The 17,343-nt window shown below is 71.0% G+C and carries 14 protein-coding genes; 9 read left to right on the top strand and 5 right to left on the bottom strand.

The window, feature by feature from the left end; translation table 11 throughout:
* Positions 1-111 precede the first annotated feature (111 nt).
* Positions 112-2,688, bottom strand: a complete 2,577-nt coding sequence (gene pepN, locus ACIBAG_RS07960; protein WP_399102235.1) for an aminopeptidase N — start codon at positions 2,686-2,688, stop codon at positions 112-114.
* Between the two features lie 199 nt (positions 2,689-2,887).
* Here pepN and ACIBAG_RS07965 point away from each other — a divergent pair, with 199 nt between their 5' ends.
* Together ACIBAG_RS07965 and ACIBAG_RS07970 are read left to right on the top strand one after the other, a co-directional pair.
* Positions 2,888-3,118 carry a ribbon-helix-helix domain-containing protein gene (locus ACIBAG_RS07965; protein ID WP_399102237.1) on the top strand — a complete coding sequence of 77 codons (231 nt, stop codon included), beginning with the start codon at positions 2,888-2,890 and terminating at the stop codon, positions 3,116-3,118.
* The gene (locus tag ACIBAG_RS07970) at positions 3,105-3,452 is read left to right on the top strand and encodes a type II toxin-antitoxin system PemK/MazF family toxin (RefSeq protein WP_399102239.1); all 348 of its coding nucleotides are present in this window, start codon (positions 3,105-3,107) and stop codon (positions 3,450-3,452) included. Before ACIBAG_RS07965 ends, ACIBAG_RS07970 begins: the two co-directional genes overlap by 14 nt.
* A 61-nt stretch (positions 3,453-3,513) precedes the next feature.
* Here the strand turns inward: ACIBAG_RS07970 and ACIBAG_RS07975 are convergent, their stop codons facing one another.
* Positions 3,514-4,530 carry an aspartate-semialdehyde dehydrogenase gene (locus ACIBAG_RS07975; protein ID WP_399102242.1) on the bottom strand — a complete coding sequence of 339 codons (1,017 nt, stop codon included), beginning with the start codon at positions 4,528-4,530 and terminating at the stop codon, positions 3,514-3,516.
* 340 nt (positions 4,531-4,870) lie between these two features.
* Between ACIBAG_RS07975 and ACIBAG_RS07980 the strand changes: the two genes are divergently transcribed.
* Positions 4,871-5,419, top strand: a complete 549-nt coding sequence (locus tag ACIBAG_RS07980; RefSeq protein WP_399102244.1) for an RNA polymerase sigma factor — start codon at positions 4,871-4,873, stop codon at positions 5,417-5,419.
* Between the two features lies 1 nt (position 5,420).
* Complete coding sequence (locus tag ACIBAG_RS07985) at positions 5,421-6,161, top strand: hypothetical protein (RefSeq protein WP_399102246.1); 741 nt, start codon at positions 5,421-5,423, stop codon at positions 6,159-6,161.
* 53 nt (positions 6,162-6,214) lie between these two features.
* On the opposite strand, the gene ACIBAG_RS07990 is transcribed toward ACIBAG_RS07985, so the two are convergent.
* Positions 6,215-9,499 (bottom strand): S8 family serine peptidase, encoded by a 3,285-nt coding sequence (locus tag ACIBAG_RS07990; RefSeq protein ID WP_399102248.1) that lies wholly within the window; start codon positions 9,497-9,499, stop codon positions 6,215-6,217.
* A 227-nt stretch (positions 9,500-9,726) separates the two neighbouring features.
* Here ACIBAG_RS07990 and ACIBAG_RS07995 point away from each other — a divergent pair, with 227 nt between their 5' ends.
* Together ACIBAG_RS07995 and ACIBAG_RS08000 are read left to right on the top strand one after the other, a co-directional pair.
* Positions 9,727-10,191 carry an NUDIX hydrolase gene (locus tag ACIBAG_RS07995; RefSeq protein ID WP_399102250.1) on the top strand — a complete coding sequence of 155 codons (465 nt, stop codon included), beginning with the start codon at positions 9,727-9,729 and terminating at the stop codon, positions 10,189-10,191.
* A 226-nt stretch (positions 10,192-10,417) separates the two neighbouring features.
* Complete coding sequence (locus tag ACIBAG_RS08000; RefSeq protein ID WP_399102252.1) at positions 10,418-12,208, top strand: TIGR03767 family metallophosphoesterase; 1,791 nt, start codon at positions 10,418-10,420, stop codon at positions 12,206-12,208.
* Positions 12,209-12,230: 22 nt separating this feature from the next.
* Here ACIBAG_RS08000 and ACIBAG_RS08005 read toward each other — a convergent pair whose 3' ends face one another.
* Together ACIBAG_RS08005 and ACIBAG_RS08010 are read right to left on the bottom strand one after the other, a co-directional pair.
* The gene (locus ACIBAG_RS08005) at positions 12,231-12,659 is read right to left on the bottom strand and encodes a hypothetical protein (RefSeq protein WP_399102254.1); all 429 of its coding nucleotides are present in this window, start codon (positions 12,657-12,659) and stop codon (positions 12,231-12,233) included.
* 10 nt (positions 12,660-12,669) lie between these two features.
* A complete protein-coding gene (locus ACIBAG_RS08010; protein ID WP_399102256.1) occupies positions 12,670-13,413 on the bottom strand; it encodes a hypothetical protein in 744 nt (247 codons plus the stop codon).
* Between the two features lie 235 nt (positions 13,414-13,648).
* Here ACIBAG_RS08010 and ACIBAG_RS08015 point away from each other — a divergent pair, with 235 nt between their 5' ends.
* From ACIBAG_RS08015 to ACIBAG_RS08025, 3 genes are all read left to right on the top strand, one after another.
* Positions 13,649-14,377, top strand: coding sequence for a Crp/Fnr family transcriptional regulator (locus ACIBAG_RS08015; RefSeq protein ID WP_399102258.1), 729 nt, complete (start codon positions 13,649-13,651; stop codon positions 14,375-14,377).
* 173 nt (positions 14,378-14,550) lie between these two features.
* Entirely contained in the window at positions 14,551-17,061 is a 2,511-nt protein-coding gene (locus ACIBAG_RS08020) for an ATP-binding protein (RefSeq protein ID WP_399102260.1), read from the top strand.
* Between the two features lie 49 nt (positions 17,062-17,110).
* The gene (locus ACIBAG_RS08025; protein WP_399102262.1) at positions 17,111-17,332 is read left to right on the top strand and encodes a hypothetical protein; all 222 of its coding nucleotides are present in this window, start codon (positions 17,111-17,113) and stop codon (positions 17,330-17,332) included.
* Positions 17,333-17,343 lie beyond the last annotated feature (11 nt).

Below are 17,343 nucleotides of genomic sequence, written 5' to 3' on the forward strand. Positions count from 1 at the left end.
GGCGGCCGCGCGGGGGGGGGGGCCCGGGGGGGGGGCCCCCCCCCCCGCCGCGGGGGGGGGGGGGGCCGGGGGCCCCCCCCCCCCCCCCGCCACGTACGTCCTACGGAACGGCTACCGCTCCGCCGCCGCGTCCGCCGCCTGGGCCTTCAGCGCCCGGTCGACGCCCGCCCGGGACTCCGAGACCAGCCGGCGCAGGGCCGCGTTCGGTTCCGCCGCGGACAGCCAGGCGTCCGTCTTGGTGAGCGTGTCCTCGGAGACCTGGATCGCCGGGTAGAGGCCGACCGCGATCTGCTGGGCGATCTCGTGGGAGCGGGTGTCCCAGATGTCCTTGACGACCTCGAAGAACTTGTCCGTGTAGGGGGCGAGGAGCTCGCGCTGGTCGGTCTGGACGAAGCCCGCGATCACCGCCTCCTGGACGGCGTTCGGGAGCTTGTCGGAGTCGATGACCGACGACCAGGCCTCGGCCTTGGCCTCGGGGGTCGGGCGGGCGGCGCGGGCCGTGGCGGCGTGGCGCTCGCCGGCGGCCGTCTTGTCCCGCTCGTACTCGCCCGCGATCTCCGCCTCGTCGAAGCGGCCCACCGCCGCCAGGCGCTGCACGAACGCCCAGCGCAGCTCCGTGTCGACGACCAGTCCCTCGATCGTCTGGGAGCCGTCCAGCAGGCCCTCGAGGAGGTCCAGCTGCTCCGGGGTGCGGGCCGTCGCAGTGAACGCCCGAGCCCACGCCAGCTGGTGGTCGCCGCCCGGCTCGGCCGAGCGCAGGTGGGCCAGGGTGGCGTCCGTCCAGCGGTTCAGCAGGGACTCGCGGGCGGCCGGGGCGGCGTACAGCTCGATCGCCAGCTTCACCTGGCGCTGCAGCGACTGCACGACGCCGATGTCGGACTCCTTGCCGATGCCCGACAGGACCAGGGAGAGGTAGTCGCGGGTGGCGAGTTCGGCGTCGCGCGCCATGTCCCAGGAGGACGCCCAGCACAGGGCCCGGGGGAGCGAGGCCTCGAAGTCGCCCAGGTGGTCCTTCACGAAGGCCAGCGACTCCTCGTCCAGGCGGACCTTCGCGTACGACAGGTCGTCGTCGTTGAGGAGGACGACGTCCGGGCGGCGCTGCCCCGACAGCTGCGGTACGGCCGTCAGTTCGCCGTCGACGTCCAGCTCGATGCGCTCGTCGCGCCGCAGCTTGCCCGACTCGTCGTCCAGGTTGTAGAGGCCCACCGCGATACGGTGCGGGCGCAGCGTGGGCTCGCCCTTCGCGCCCGTGGGCAGCGCCGGGGCCTCCTGGCGGATCGCGAAGGACGTGATGACGCCGTCCGCGTCCGTCTCGATCTCGGGGCGCAGGATGTTGATGCCCGCCGTCTCCAGCCACTGCTTCGACCAGGTCTTCAGGTCACGTCCGGAGGTCTCCTCCAGGGCGCCCAGCAGGTCGGACAGGCGCGTGTTGCCGAACGCGTGCCGCTTGAAGTACGCCTGGACGCCCGTGAAGAACGCGTCCTGGCCGACGTACGCCACGAGCTGCTTGAGGACCGAGGCGCCCTTGGCGTAGGTGATGCCGTCGAAGTTGACGAGCACGTCGTCGAGGTCGCGGATCTCCGCCATGATCGGGTGCGTCGAGGGCAGCTGGTCCTGGCGGTACGCCCACGTCTTCATCTGGTTGGCGAAAGTGGTCCACGCCTGCGGCCAGCGGGACTCGGGGGCGTGCGCCTGGCAGGCGACGGAGGTGTAGGTGGCGAACGACTCGTTCAGCCACAGGTCGTTCCACCACTCCATGGTGACCAGGTCGCCGAACCACATGTGGGCCAGCTCGTGCAGGATGGTCTCCGCGCGCGCCTCGTACGCCGCGTTCGTCACCTTCGACCGGAAGACGTACTGGTCGCGGATGGTCACCGCGCCCGCGTTCTCCATCGCGCCCGCGTTGAACTCCGGCACGAACAGCTGGTCGTACTTCTTGAACGGGTACGCGTAGTCGAACTTCTCCTGGAACCAGTCGAAGCCCTGCCGGGTCACCTCGAAGATCGCGTCCGAGTCGAGGAACTCGGCGAGCGAGGGACGGCAGTAGATGCCCAGCGGCACGCTCTGGCCGTCCTTCTCGTAGACGCTGTGCACGGAGTGGTACGGGCCGACGATGAGCGCCGTGATGTACGTCGAGATGCGCGGCGTCGGCTCGAAGGACCAGACGCTGTCCTTGGGCTCCGGGGTGGGCGAGTTGGAGATGACCGTCCAGCCCTCCGGGGCCTTCACGGTGAACTGGAAGGTCGCCTTCAGGTCGGGCTGCTCGAAGGACGCGAACACGCGGCGGGCGTCCGGGACCTCGAACTGGGTGTACAGGTACGCCTGCTGGTCGACCGGGTCGACGAAGCGGTGCAGGCCCTCGCCCGTGTTGGTGTACGCGCAGTCGGCGACGACCCGCAGCACGTTGCGGCCCTCCAGGAGGCCCGGCAGCGCGATCCGGGAGTCCTTGAAGACCTCGCTCACGTCGAGCGGGTCGCCGTTGAGGGTGACCTCGTGGACGGTCGGGGCCACCAGGTCGATGAAGGATTCGGCACCGTTCTCGGCGACGTCGAAGCGCACCGTGGTCACGGACCGGTAGGTGCCGCCCTCCTGCGCGCCGGAGAGGTCGAGATCTACCTCGTACGAGTCAACGGTGAGCAGCTTCGCCCGGTGCTGCGCCTCTTCGCGAGTCAGGTTTGTGCCAGGCACGCGGTCATCTCCTCGATATGTGTGGGTTCGGTCATCCTTCCATGGCGCCTGCGGGGGAGGCGACGTCCAGGGGCCCTTGCGGCTCCGCCCTAGGGAAAGCCCTCTACCGCGATGTTCGTTCACGAGGTACGCAAGGGTTGGCTACCCACTGGTAGTTCGATAAGTAGCCAAGGTGGTCATACCTTGCTACCCTGGGGGTATGAAGATCAGTGTGAGCCTGCCGCAGGAGGACGTCACCTTCGTCGACGAGTACGCCGCGCGTACCGATGCCGACTCCAGATCGGCCGTGATACATGACGCCATCGAGCTGCTGCGCCAGGCTCAGTTGGTGCAGGAGTACACGGAGGCTTTCGCCGAGTGGGATGGCAGCGAGGACGCGGAGTTCTGGGACCAGTTCTCCGGGGACGGGCTGACTGATGAAGCGCGGTGACATCTACCTGGTCGACTATGAGCCGACGCGTGGCAGTGAGGCCAACAAAGCCCGTCCGGCGGTGATCGTCTCGAACGACGGTGCCAACGCCGCGGTGGAGCGAACGGGGCGAGGCGTCGTCACACTCGTTCCCCTGACGACGAACACGGCCCGCGTCTATCCGTTCCAAGTGCTGCTTCCCGGAGGGGAGTGCGGTCTTCTGAAGGACTCCAAGGTGCAGTGTGAGCAGGTGCGTGCTCTCGCCCTGGAGCGGCTGCTGCGGCCGATCGGCTCCGTGCCCCGCCAGCGCATGGCCGAGATCGACGTGGCGCTGCGGCGGCATCTGGCGCTCTGAGGACACGAAGGGGCGCCCACCGTCCACCGGTGGGCGCCCCTTCCGCATGCGTGCGGCCGCGTCAGCCCTTCAGTTCCGCCGCCACCAGCTCCGCGATCTGCACCGCGTTCAGCGCGGCGCCCTTGCGGAGGTTGTCGCTGGAGACGAACAGGGCGAGACCGTGCTCGACCGTCTCGTCGCTGCGAATGCGGCCGACGTACGACGGGTCCTGGCCGGCCGCCTGGAGCGGGGTCGGGACGTCGGTGAGGGCCACGCCGGGGGCGCCGGCCAGCAGCTCCCTGGCGCGCTCCACGCTGAGCGGGCGGGCGAAGCGGGCGTTGACCTGGAGGGAGTGGCCGGAGAAGACCGGGACGCGCACGCAGGTGCCGGAGACCTTCAGACCGGGGATCTCCAGGATCTTGCGGGACTCGTGGCGGAGCTTCTGCTCCTCGTCGGTCTCGTGCAGGCCGTCGTCGACGATGGAGCCGGCCATGGGCAGGACGTTGTACGCGATCGGCGCGACGTACTTGTTCGGCGCGGGGAACTCCGCCGCCGAGCCGTCGTGGGTCAGCTTGGGCGCGTCGTCGCCGACCTTCTTGATCTGCTCGAACAGCTCGTCCACGCCCGCGAGACCCGAGCCCGACACCGCCTGGTAGGTGGCGACGACCAGCGCCTCCAGACCGGCCTCGGCGTGCAGCGGCTTCAGCACCGGCATCGCGGCCATCGTGGTGCAGTTCGGGTTGGCGATGATGCCCTTGGGGCGGTCGGCGATGGCGTGCGGGTTCACCTCGGAGACGACCAGCGGGACCTCGGGGTCGCGGCGCCAGGCGGAGGAGTTGTCGATCACCACGGCGCCCTGCGAGGCGACCTTCGGCGCCAGCGCCTTCGAGGTCGAGCCGCCCGCCGAGAACAGCACGATGTCCAGGCCGGTGTAGTCGGCCGTGGTGGCGTCCTCCACCGTCACGCCGTCCAGGACCGTCCCCGCCGAGCGGGCCGAGGCGAACAGGCGCAGCTCGGTGACCGGGAAGTCGCGCTCCTTGAGGATCCTGCGCATGACCGTGCCGACCTGACCGGTGGCTCCGACGATTCCGACCCTCACGGCGACTCCTTCTGCGTGTTCTGCGTGGCTTGTGTGTGTCTGCTGCATGGCCGAGGCGTTTCCATCATGCGGCCAGCCTCGGCCCGCCTGTCCAATTCTTTGACCGGGATGCCCGAACCATGGGACGCGACGGATGCCGGCCCCGGTTCCGGTTCTACGGCTCCCACCCCGTCTGAGCTGGAGAAATTCATCCCACGGCGGCCCCGCGCCGCAAGCTCGCCTGCCCACCCGCCACCGGGCTACGCGGCGGTGTGACGTACGCCTCTGTGGCCCGCCGGAAAATCCGGCCGAACGTTTTGGCCCGTCCCGGCGTCATAGGCACAACACGGCGAGGGGAGGGGTGGCTGTGCTGCGCAGAAAGGCCCGCCGCGGCCAGGGGGGCGGCGCCGTCCAGGACGTACTGGACGATCCGCTGGACGCGGCCCAGGAGCGCCGGGTGCGGGCGGTGCTCGCGCTGGGCGGGGTGCCGCAGGCGGACCTGCTGGACGGGGTACAGCAGGTCCGCCTGCGGCTGCTGGAGCGGGCCGCGAGCGGCCAGGAGGCGCCGCGGGACGTGTCGGCGTGGGCGGCGGTGGTCGCCTCCAACCTCGCCATGGACTGGCACCGGGCCAAGAAACGCCAGGAGCGGCTCGGCGAACGGCTCGCCGCCCTGCGCGAACCGGCCCACCCCTCCGGCGAGGACACCAGCCTGCTCTCCCTCGCCGTCGCCCAGGGCCTGGACGAACTGCCCGACGCCCAGCGTCAGGTCCTCGTCCTGCGCTTCTACGCCGACCTGTCCGTGCGCGGCATCGCCGAACAGCTCGGCATCCCGGAGGGCACGGTCAAGAGCAGGCTGCACACGGCGGTACGGGCCCTGCGCGCCCGCCTGCACAAGGACGAGGTGGTGTGACGTGACCGCCGAGAACGAAGGCCGTACCCGCGCTGACGCGCTGATGGCCGCGATCACCGACGAGCCGCTCACGGAGGAGGCACGGGCGGACGCCGCCTTCATGGCCGAGCACCGGTCGGCCGCCGCCGATGTGGCGCTGCTGAGGGAACAGCTCGGGATCATCGGGCACGCGCTCGCCGAGGCACCGGCCCCTGTGCCCGAGCCCGCTCCCGTCCCCGCTCCCGTACGGCAGCCCTCCCGCGTCCGGCGCCGCGTGTTCAGCGTCGCCCTCGGCTCCCTCGCCGTGGCCGCCGCCGCGTCCGTGCTGGTGGGCCTGGGCTGGCTGGTGAGCCAGAGCGGGGGCGGCGACGCGGACGCGGGGGCGAGCAGCGCCGACCAGGCGGCACCCGAGGCGGCGGCCGGCAAGCTCTTCGGCAGCCCCCGCTACCTCGCGTGTGCCCGCCTCGTCGCCGAGGGCAGGGCCACCGCCGTGGAACGGCTCCCGGGCACCACGTCTCTGCGCGTCACCCTCCACATGACCCGCTACTACAAGCCCGGCCCGCCGGAGAAGGGCGAGGCCGAGCTCGCCTTCGTCGTCGACGAGAACGTCGCTCCCGTCCGGGAGGGCGACCAGGTGCTGATCGGCATCCCGAAGGGTGCCCGGCAGCCCGACTTCTGGCAGGTCGGCGAGGCGGACATCGCCCGCGAACGGGAGTGGATCACCCGTTCGCTGCCCGAGTCGCAGGCGATCACCTGTGAATGAACGACAAGGGGCGGGCGCCCGTCACCGGACGCCCGCCCCAGGAGCCGTATCGGCTACGGCGTGACCTTCTCGATCTTCACGTTGCCCACGCCCGCGACCGTGCCGCGCGCGTTCACCAGCCGGACCTGGCCGAAGAACTCACGGCCCTCCGGAGCGGCCGCCTGCGCGGTGACGCTGCCGGCGACCGTGGCCGAGCCACCCGTGCCCAGCTTCACCGGGGACTCGTCGACCGTGACGGTGCCGAGCGCGGCGGAGAAGAACACGTCCAGGTAGTCGTACGCGGTCGAGCCGGCCGGCACCGCGTAGCCGATGACGTCGATCGTGTACGTCCCGGCGGCCGGGTTCGCGACCGAGACCGCCTCCTCCGAGTCACCGTCGGCGGAGCTGCCCACCTCGTTGCCGGCCGCGTCGTGGACGACCAGGTCGAGGTCGGCGGCGGCGTCGGAGACGTTGCCGATGGAGACGTCGAGCGAGGTCGCGCCCGCGGGCACCTCGACCGTGGTGGTCTGGGTGGCGCCCTCGGCGATGGTCGGACGCGCGTTCTTCGACGAGCCGAGCGGGCCGCCGGCCAGCTTGCCGTCGATCGCGGCGTAGTTGTTGGTCACCTTCCAGGAGGCGGCGGCCGGGGTGCCGACCTTGGCCTCGGGGACCGTCACGGTCTCCGGGTCGAAGGCCGCGCCGAGGACGGTGACGTCCAGCTTGTAGGGGTTGTCGAGCAGCGGCGACGTGCGGCGCGACTCGACCTCGATCTCCCAGACGCCGGGCTGCGGGTCGGCGTAGGAACGCACGTCCGGCTTGCAGCCGTTGCCGCCGAGGTAGTTGTTGTAGCAGTTCGGCGTGCCGGTCGGGTCGGACGGGACGCCGTACGGGTGGATGGCGATGAACCGGGTCTGGCTCTTGTCCTTCAGCCCGCCGATCGCGACCTCCAGCGACTTCGCGCCCTCGGGGACGGTCACGAAGTAGTGCTTGGTGCTGTTGCGCTGCACCGAACCGGACGCGGAGTAGGTGTACTTGAGCGGCGCCGAGACCACGACCGTGTTGAGGACCTGCTTGTCGATGCCCTCGGTGCGCGGGTCGTCGACCTCCAGGATCGCGCTCTTGATGCCCGCCGAGGACGGCTTCGCGGCGACCTGGACGGTGACCGGCTTGTTCAGGCCGAGGCTGATCTCGTCGGAGCCGACGATGCGGAAGGTGTCACCGGCGTTGTTCTCGAAGTGCAGCTCGTGCCGGATCGCCTTGTCCGCGCCGGACGTACGGGTGATGGTGACGTCGTACGTCTTCTTCTGGCCGACCTTCAGGCCGCCCTCGCGGTCGTAGACGCCCGTGCCGTAGCCCGGGGTCTTCAGGAACTGGTCGATCGCGGTGTCGACCGGCGCCTTGACCGAGTACTCGTGGGCGTTGGCGCCGTCGCGGATGGAGTCCCAGGCGTCCTCGATGTTGATGAGGCCGGCACCTTCCTCGTACGCCTGGACACCCTTGATGTGGTCGGCGGTCGAGGTCAGCGCGGTGCGCAGCTTCGCCGGGGTGAGGGCGATGCCCTTCTGCTTGGCCGCCGACAGGAGCAGCGCGCTCGCGCCCGCCGCCTGCGGGGACGCCATCGACGTGCCCTGGAGCATGCCGTAGCCGGCCGGGAGCGTGTAGCCCGCCTCGGCGACCGGGGCGCCCGGCAGCCAGGTCTGGATGGTGTTGATCGCCGCGCCCGGGGCGACCAGGGTCGGCGTGAAGCCGCCGTCCTCACGCGGGCCGCGCGAGGAGAACGGCATCATCGCGTACGGCTTCGACACGACCGAGCCGTAGTTGGCGGCCCAGGTCTCCCTGGAGATGGTCGCGCCGACCGAGATGACCTTGTTGGACAGGGCCGGGTCGCCGATGGTGTTGGCGCCGGGGCCGGAGTTGCCCGCGGAGATCACCAGCTGGACGCCGTAGGTGTCGATGAGGCGCGTGTACAGCTCGGCGCGCGCGTTGTTGCCGTCGTTCAGCGCCGGGAGACCGCCGATGGACATGTTGACGATGTCGACGCCGCGGTTGACGACGAGGTCGATCATGCCCTCGGTGAGCGCGACGTTGGTGCAGCCGCCGGTCCAGGTGCAGGCGCGCGAGGAGACGAGCTTCGCGCCCGGCGCCGCGCCGTTCATCTCGCCGCCGAACAGGCCGTTCGCGGCGGTGATGCCGGCGACGTGCGTGCCGTGCTCGGACTCGATGACGCCGATGTTGACGAAGTCGCGCTTCTGCCCGACCCAGTCACCGCCGAAGGGGTCCATCGGGACGTCCTTGCGGATCTCCACGACGAACGGCTGCCGCTCGGCGACGTCGGTGGCCGGGTTGTCGGTGCCGAAGTACCCGATCTGGAAGCCGTCCTTGTACGGCTTCATCGGGGTGTCGTCACCGAAGTCGTTGTTGTTGTTCAGGTCGACGCGGACCGTGCCGGCCGCGGCGTCGTAGAGGACGCCCCACGAGTCGGTCTTGTCGCCGTCGCGGTTGGCGTCGCCCGCCGCGTCACCGCCGGTCGTGTACGACTCCAGGAAGGTGCTCACCTGGTACGACCCGGCGGGCGCGGTCCAGGTCTTGCCGCCGTAGGTGAAGGTCGGCCCGGAGACGTTCGTGACCATGGGCCGCCAGGTGCGGTCGCTGTCGACTATCGGGTCGGTGGCGGTGACCCAGTCGACGATCTTCCGCTCACCGGTGGTGGTCTTCTGCAGCGCCGGGTGGCCGAGGTCCACGCCGCTGTCGAGGATGCCGATGGTGATGCCGCGGCCGTCCGACTTCGGGTGGTCCTCGACGAAGTCGACGGCGCCCGTCTCGAAGGACGGGTTGTACGGGTTCTCCGCCGGGGTGTCCTTCCCCGGGGCGGAGGCCGCGGTGGCGGCGGCCGACGACTCCTTAGTGTCGACGGCGGGGTCGTCCAGGGGTATCTCCTCGCGCAGGTCGATGCTGTGCACCGAGGAGAGCTTCGTGGCGGCGGCGATGGCCGAGTCGGCCTTGCCGGTGGGGACGGTGGCCCGGACGTAGCCGAGCTTGTCGTAGGTACGGCCCACAGAGCCGACCGCGTCCAGCTGCCCGGCGACCTTCTCGGTCTGGCCGGGCGCGGTCGCGACCATCATCGTGACGTTCTTGGCGCCGTCGGCCTTGGCCTCGGCGAGCAGGTCGGCGTCGTCCGAACCGAGCTTGTCGTGCGCGGACTTGATGCTGGGGTCCGCCGCGGCGGGCGCGGGGCCCACGGCCATGGCCATGGGTATCGGCCCGGCCGCGGAGAGCGCGGCGACGAGACCGGCGGCCACGGCTATGCGGGCCGCGCGTCTCGGGCCCGGCTTCGGTTCGCGCTGGGGGGTGAGGGTCATCGGCATCCCTTGTTGGTAAAGGAGCATCGGGCGTCCGGTATGTGATCCCGGACGACCGCACAGCCTTACGCAAGGGAAGGATGTTTGGGAAGAGTTGACCCAATCGAAATGGAGCGATGGGGGAAACCCGCTGTGCATTTGGGGCGAGAGGGTGCGAAAAGGGGGCGCATCGCCCACAAGTCGAATACTCACCTGCCGATCCGGTGCCGGCGCTCTAATGTCCGTATGTGCGGAAGAAGTTGAGGGTGGCGGCCTACGCCATTTGCGTGCGTGACGGACAGCTCCTGCTCGCCCGGTCCCCGGCGCCCGGCGGGGGCTTCGAGTGGGTGCTGCCGGGCGGTGGCATGGAGCACGGTGAGGATCCCTACGACACGGTCGTGCGGGAGCTGGTGGAGGAGACCGGCTACCTCGTCGAGCCCACGAGTCTGCTGGGCATCGACTCCTCCCGCCGCCTCTTCCCGGGCCGCTTCGGCCGGAACGTCGACCATCACGGCGTACGGCTCGTCTACGAGGCCCGGATCACCGGCGGCGAGCTGCGCTTCGAGGCCAACGGCTCCACCGACATGGCGGCCTGGCATCCGCTCGACGACGTCGCCGGGCTGACCCGGGTCTCGATGGTCGACAAGGGGCTGGCGCTGTGGCGGGAGCGGCCGGCCGCGGGCCGGGTCCGGACCGCCGGGAAACAGCTCTAGTACCCCGGAAGATGAACGGGGAGTGACCGCGTTCCGGCCGTTCGAGGAGCGGCCGTGAACGCGGAAGGTGGGCGAAGATCCACGTACGGTGATCGGCGCTGCGCGTTGCCGCCCTGTTCATGCGCAGGTCATCCCCGGTGCCAACGATCCACAGTGAGCGGGCCGTTCGCGTCAGGCGGACGCTCGTGTCCTGTTGCCGACGCGTTCGCACTCGGGGAGATCGCGCATGTCGCGCATACGCTCTGTCGCCAGCTCCGCGCTGGGGGTCCACCGCCGCACCCTGCTCGCCGCCGCCGGAGCGGTGTCCCTCTCCGCGGGCGTCGGCTATGCCCTGCGGCCCACCGACAGCCAGGCCGCCACGACCACGAACGCCGCGAGCGCACCGAACGCCGCCGCGGGCAACGCCGCAGCCGAGGCCCCCGTCGGCGCCTCCCGCAGGGTGCCGGCCGCGCTCGCGCCGTACACCCGGGGCACCACGCTCACCAGCGTCGCCACCCCGCGCGGCACCTCCGGCTACCGCCGGCTCGGCGACGGCCCCGGCTGGAAGCGGGTCGTCCGGGAGAACCTGGCGTCGGCCAAGCCGGGGCGCGAGAGCCGGCGTACGGCCCTCGCCGCGTTCGTCCAGCTCACCGACCTGCACGTGATCGACGCCCAGCACCCGCTCCGGCTGGAGTACCTGCGCTCCACGGACGTGCACGCGTGGCGGCCGCAGGAGGCGCTGACCGTGCCGGGCGCGGTGGCGCTCGTCGAGCGGATCAACGCGCTGCGCGGCGCCCCCGTCACCGGCGCCCCGCTCCACTTCGCCATGACCACCGGCGACAACACGGACAACAACTGCAAGTCCGAGCTGGAGTGGTTCCTGACGGTGATGAGCGGTGGCCGCGTCACCCCGAACACCGGTGACCCGCGGCAGTACGAGGGCGTCCAGAACAGCGGCCTGAAGCTGTACTGGCAGGCCGACGACAGCGTCCGCGACGCCGACAAGCAGCTCGGCTTCCCGCACATCGAGGGCTATCTGGCCGCCGCGATCCGCGAGCTGCGCAGCCCCGGCCTGAACATCCCGTGGTACTCCACGGTCGGCAACCACGACGCGATGCCGCTCGGCACCTATGCCTCGCACAGCGACTCCTACCTCACCGACCTCGCCGTCGGCGGCAAGAAGCTGATGAACGTGTCGGCCGCGGACGCCAAGAAGCTCCAGGACTCCCTCAAGCAGGACAAGGACCCGAGGGGCGCCGTCTTCAAGGAGTTCCTCAAGGCCCACGCCCGCTCGATGCGCTCGGTCACACCGGACGAGAGCCGGGCGCCCTTCACACCGAAGGAGTACGTGCAGGCCCATCTGAACCCGGCTCACCGCGGCCACGGCCCGGTCGGCCACGGCTACTCGACGGCCAACCTGGACGCGGGCGCCCAGTACTACAGCTTCCGGATCGCCGACGACGTCATCGGCATCAGCCTCGACACGACCGACCCGGGCGGCCACTACGAAGGGTCCATCGGGGCGGCCCAGTTCACATGGCTGGACCGGACGCTGCGCGAGAACAAGGACTCGTACGCGATCGTCTTCAGCCATCACACCAGCGAGACGATGGACAACCTCCGCCGCGACCCGGCCCGCCCGAACGAGCGGCGCGTGGGCGGCGCGGAGCTGCTCCGGCTCCTCGGCGGCCACCGCAACGTCCTCGCCTGGGTGAACGGCCACATCCACAAGAACGTCATCACCCCGCACTCCGGCTCCGGCGGCCACTCCTTCTGGGAGATCTCCACCGCCTCCCACGTCGACTTCCCCCAACTCGCCCGGATCATCGAGGTGGTGGACAACAAGGACGGCACGATCTCCCTGTTCACCACACTGATCGAGTCCTCGGCCCCGCACCGCACCAGCTTCACGGACCTCTCCCAGACGGGCCTGGCGGCCCTCTACCGGGAGCTGTCCCTCAACGCGCCCGGCGCGCGTACGACGCTGGCGGGCGAGCGCAAGGACCGGAACACGGAGCTGGTGCTGAAGAAGGGCTGACCCGGCCCGAGTGCGGTGGCGGTCAGTTCTCCGCTGCCGGGGCCTGCCGGCCGTGGACGTGCTGGGAGCCGTGCTGCACGGCGAACACGGTCGCGGAATCCCGGGCCGTGTTCGTCTGCGTCAGCGTGCCCGCTCGGGCGCCGTCCGCCAGGGTGCCGCCGAACGAGTCCACGAGGCGGGCGAGCGGATCCCGGCCCGCGGGGTCCTCGCGCAGCAGTGCCGCCAGCTCCTGGGTCCAGTAGCCGAGCAGCGCCCGCCGTACGTCGTCGGGATGGGGGGAGTCCCGTACCAGCTCGGCGTTGCCGTCGAGCTGGGCCTCCAGCGCCGCCCGGCGGCCGCGGCGGAACAGGCCGGTGATCGCGCCCCTCGTCTCCTGCCACGCGTCCGTGGCCATCGCCGTGACCAGCGCTGCGGCGCCCGCCTGCGCGAGGAGGGTCAACTCGTCGTTCATCCGGGCTCCTTCACGATCCTTTGACGACGCGGATGTGCATGTCGCCGTTCTGCGTGGCGTAGATGACACCGTTCCCCGAAGCCTTGCTGACCTGCTTGGAGTCGCCGCGCGACCGGTCACGCTTCCTGGTGGCCGCTTTGCCGGTGGGCGCCTTCGGTTCCGGCGGCGGCGTCCACCCGGGTGTGTGGAGCCAGGCGTCGGCGGTGAGTTCCTTCACCGTGAAGCCCACCTTGTGGAAGGCGGCCGCGTCGATGCCCTCGTAGCCGTGCCGCACCGTGTCGTCGTAGAAGTGCTGCGACATCAGCAGCGAGAGGGGCACCGTGTCGGGCGCTCCGGCCAGGGCCTTGCGCGCGGGAGGGGCGTCGAGCAGCCGGGCCAGCGTCTCCAGCGGGGCTCCGGCGACCTCGCCGGTCGGCATCAGGCAGACCTCGCCGGCGTGCAGCGCGGCGCGGACCCGGATCCGGGTCGACGGGTCCGGGGTGCGGGTGTTGTGGTCGCGCAACAGCTCGGCCAGCTCGTGGACGAGCGGGTGGACGAGACTCGCCTTGCGGGTCCCGGTGGGCGCGGTCACGCGCAGACCGTCGCCCAGGTCCTCCCGCACGCAGGCGTCCCAGTCGACGCCGCTGCGCGCGAACGCCGTACCGAGCACGGTCCTCAGCGTCTGCCGGTTGCGCACCAGCGCCACGTTTCCCCGCCCGGACGACTTCTCGATGTCCACGGCCAGGACGGCCCGGTACTCCCACTGTGCTTCCATACGGCCCTTCTTCGACTCGGCGGCGGACGCGGTGCGGCGCGGAGCGCGGGTGTGCGGGCTCCGCGCCGCCGCTCCCCCTCCTCCACTGTGCCCCCGGTGTACGGCGGACAACTCGTAGGAATACAGGGTTCGGTGGGAGGGCGCGTGCGATCGGTGTGAGTGAGCCGACCTGACGGGGCCCCGGGGCGACACTGAGTCCGGGCGAAGTGACGGGACGCGGGGGAGAGGTGGGGCCATGGACGGCGCACATGGCGGTCGTACGGAGGACGCGCGGACGCATGAGGAGCGGGGCTGGCCCGCGTCGAGCCTGCTGGGCCGTCTCGGCCCGGCCGACCGCGACCATCTGCTCGCGCTGGGGGCGCGGGTGCCGTACCCGGCCGATCAGGTGCTCATGTGGGAGGCGGAGCGCACGGACCACGTGCTGGTCCTGCTCCACGGTCTGGTCAAGGTCACCGGCCACGCCGACGACGACCGCGAGGCCCTGCTGGCCGTACGCATGCGCGGAGACCTGCTCGGCGAACTCGCCGCGCTGGACGGACAGCCGCGCTCGGCAACGGTGACCACCTGCGGCCCTGTCGTCACGCGGAGCGTGACCCGGGCGGACTTCCTCGCGTGTCTGCGCGACCGGCCCCAGATCGCGCACGCCGTCAACCAGTCCGTCGTGGCCAAGCTGCGCGCCGCCAACACCCACCGCGTCAACTTCGTCGGCTGCGACGCCGCGACCCGGCTGGCCCGCGTGCTGCACCATCTCGCGATGACCTACGGGGAGCGGGACGGCGACAGCGCGGTGATCCGCTGGCCGATCACGCAGCCCGAACTCGCGACCCTGGCGGGCGCGTCCGAGCCCAGCGTGCAGAAGGCCCTGCGCAGGCTCCGGGGCGAGGGAGTCGTCACCACGGGCTACCGCTCCATCCGGGTCGACGGGCTCGCGCGGCTGAGGTCGATCGGGTATGCGGATCGGTGAAGTCCCTTGCAGCAAGTCCCTTGCCGCACAGGGGAGTTGGGGTCAGTTGTGTGAGTCGGGTGACGAACATGAATGGGCCCGTCACAAAACCGTATTTTGATGGTGGAGCGGTGTGAGCCTGTGGCTAGCGTGACGCCTGCACAGACGGGTGCGGTCACTACAACGGGGTAGCCATGGCGAGTAACGACCAAGACGGCAACGAGCGAACCGGCGGCGGACGGACGGACGATCAGCCGACGGGTAACCAGATCAGGATCGGCGGGGATGCCACCGGGCCCGTGATCGCCGGGAACCACATCGCGTACATCGGCGCACAGCACGGCTCCACGGTGAACGTGCTGGTGGAGGGCGAACGACCGCAGCCGAAACGCCGTGAACGGGTCGAGCTGCCCCCTCGGCGGCAGAGCGCCCCGCTGGGCCGCGCCGCCGACCTCGAGTCGATCGCCGCCGCGCTCCGGAGCGGCGACACGGTCCAGCTGTGGGGGCCGCCCGGCATAGGCAAGAGCGCACTCCTGCGACACGCGGCCCGCACCCTCGACGCGGGAAGCCACGGGAAGCTGTTCCTGGACGCCGCCCGGCGCGAGCCCGAGGACCTGGCCCAGGACATCTTCGAAGCCTGTCACGAGACCCACGGCTACGCCCCGTCCCGCACCGAACTGCGCCGCCTCATGGCGGGCATGGAGGTGACGGTGTACGTCGACAACGCCGACTACACCGCGGAACAACTGCGCACGGTCATGGACGCGGCCCCGGACGCGACCTTCGTCTTCGCCGCGCGCAGGAGTTCGCTGGTGGGCTCCGACGGCAGGGCGCTGTGCCTTCAGGGCATCGACCGGGCAGCCGCGATGGAGTTGCTGGCACGGGAACTGGGCCGTCCGGTCGCGGAGGCGGGCGAACAGGACGCCGCCACCGCACTGTGGGAGACCTCGTCCGGCATGCCGCTGCTGCTCCTGCGCGCGGCGGCCGTCGCCCGGCTGGACCCGTCGGGCGAGGCCGTACTGCCCAAGCCCGGCGCGGTGCGGGAACTGCTGCCCCCGCTGTTCGACCGGCTCGAGGACGCCTCGCTGCGCGCCCTGCACCTCCTGGCCACCTTCGGCGACGCCGAGCTCGCCCCGGTGCACGTCGGAGCCCTGAGCGAGACCTCGGATCCGGCGTCGCTGTGCGAGGGCCTGGCGGAGCTGGGCCTGGCCCAGGAGACGGAACGGGGCTATCGCGTGGCCGAGGACGTCGTCGAGGCGTTGCGGCAACGTGCGGGACTGGTGCCGTACTCGCTGGAGCGGCTGTGCGACTACTTCGCTCGGTGGGCGGCGCGTCCTGATACTCCGGCAGCCGAAGTCGCCGACCACGCAAGGGCGTTGGAGGTAGTTGCGGAGCTGGCCGAGCGGTCCGGACGGGCCGACCTTGCGGTCCAGGTGGTACGGGCCGCCTCGCCCGCCCTCGCCCGTTCCCTGCGCCTCGGCGTCTGGGGGCGCCTCCTCGACCAGGGACTGCCGGCCGCCCAGCGGGCGGGGGACCGGCAGGCCGAGGCGTACTTCACGCACGAGCGGGGCATCCGGAACATCCTGACCGGCGACCGCGCCCTGGCAGCGGTACTGCTGGTGCAGGCGGGGGTGCTGTGGCGGCAGTTGGGGGATACGCAGGGGGCGGAGGCGGCGTCGGCGGCGCAGCAGTACGTTCCGGAGCAGGTGCCGCCCGCTGACGCGGGGTCGGGGGCGGACGTGCAGGGTGACGGGGGTGTGTCGGTTCAGGGCGACGGGGGCGCGTCGCCGGACGTGAGCGGCTCGCCGCCGGGGGGAGAATCGGCGCCTGGGTCGGACGGGGGTTCTTCGGGGGTTGATCCGACGCCGGTTCAGGATGTCGGTCCTTCACAGGTCGACGTGACGCCTGTGCAGGACGTGAGTGGTTCGGTGGCGCCTGATCCGACGCCTGTGCAGGACGTGAGTGGTTCGGTGGCGCCTGATCCGACGCCTGTGCAGGACGTGAGCTCCGCGGTGCCGGATCTGACGTCGGTGCAGAGTGCGACCTCGCCGGGAACCGGCATGCCCGTCGATCCCGGACCGGTGGCGTCCCATGCGGCGGTCCCGCCGCCCGGCCTCGCGGAAGGCGGCAGCGCCATGGCCTCCTCCGGAGGGGGAGCGGCGGCCGGAACCGGAGCCGCGGCGGCCCTCAAGGTGGCCGCGGTGATCGCCGCCATCGCCATCGGTGCCGTGGCCATCGGGCAGAACCAGAACTCGTCGGACCCGGTCCCGGACACTCCGGCCGTCGCCGTCACCACGCCGGATCTCGAGTACGACTACACGCCGGATCCCGTGGAAACGGAGTACGTCGAGCCGGAACCCGAGCCGGAGCCGACCGGCCTGGCGGGCGTGTGGGAGAGCAGCGAAGGCGGCGGGATCGAGTTCGTCGAGGCGGGACCCGGGTCCTACACAGCGATGACACAGGACATCTGCGGAAACACGATCAACGCCGAATTCACCGGGAGCGGCGACACCTACAGCACCACCGCGCCGGCGTACGACATGTCCACCGGCTCATGCGGAGCCGTGCTCGGTGAGGTCACCACGACGATCACCATCGGCCCGGACGGCGACACCGCCGAGGTCACCCGCGAGATGACGTACGCCATCGACGACACGGTGACCTGCTACAGCTGCACCCCCTTCACCCTGACCCGCGTGGCATAGCCGACGCCCGACCACCTCACCCCACCCCACCTCACCTGAGGAGTTCCCCATGGCGAACAAGCCCTCCAGTCAGAACAAGATCCACATCGGCGGCAACGCCTCCGGCCCCGTCGTGGCCGGCGAGCGCATCACCGTGAAGGTGAGCCAGCCCGCCGAGACGAACCAGACCAGCACGGCGAAGGACGACGGCACCGTCTACGCCGCCGCCAACGGCGACATCCACATCCACCACGACGACGCGGAGCCGGGCGGCGACCCGGAAGAAGTCTGAAACGGAGTCAA

It is taken from the genome of Streptomyces sp. NPDC051243, assembly GCF_044455405.1.
Lineage (GTDB): Bacteria > Actinomycetota > Actinomycetes > Streptomycetales > Streptomycetaceae > Streptomyces.

Excerpts from the sequence above, each read along its gene's own strand:
- ACIBAG_RS07965 (WP_399102237.1), top strand. The coding sequence starts at position 2,888 with ATGAAGATCAGTGTGAGCCTGCCGCAGGAGGACGTCACCTTCGTCGAC.
- ACIBAG_RS07970 (WP_399102239.1), top strand. The coding sequence starts at position 3,105 with ATGAAGCGCGGTGACATCTACCTGGTCGACTATGAGCCGACGCGTGGC.
- ACIBAG_RS07990 (WP_399102248.1), bottom strand. The coding sequence starts at position 9,499 with ATGACCCTCACCCCCCAGCGCGAACCGAAGCCGGGCCCGAGACGCGCG.
- ACIBAG_RS08000 (WP_399102252.1), top strand. The coding sequence starts at position 10,418 with ATGTCGCGCATACGCTCTGTCGCCAGCTCCGCGCTGGGGGTCCACCGC.
- ACIBAG_RS08005 (WP_399102254.1), bottom strand. The coding sequence starts at position 12,659 with ATGAACGACGAGTTGACCCTCCTCGCGCAGGCGGGCGCCGCAGCGCTG.
- ACIBAG_RS08010 (WP_399102256.1), bottom strand. The coding sequence starts at position 13,413 with ATGGAAGCACAGTGGGAGTACCGGGCCGTCCTGGCCGTGGACATCGAG.
- ACIBAG_RS08015 (WP_399102258.1), top strand. The coding sequence starts at position 13,649 with ATGGACGGCGCACATGGCGGTCGTACGGAGGACGCGCGGACGCATGAG.
- ACIBAG_RS08020 (WP_399102260.1), top strand. The coding sequence starts at position 14,551 with ATGGCGAGTAACGACCAAGACGGCAACGAGCGAACCGGCGGCGGACGG.
- ACIBAG_RS08025 (WP_399102262.1), top strand. The coding sequence starts at position 17,111 with ATGGCGAACAAGCCCTCCAGTCAGAACAAGATCCACATCGGCGGCAAC.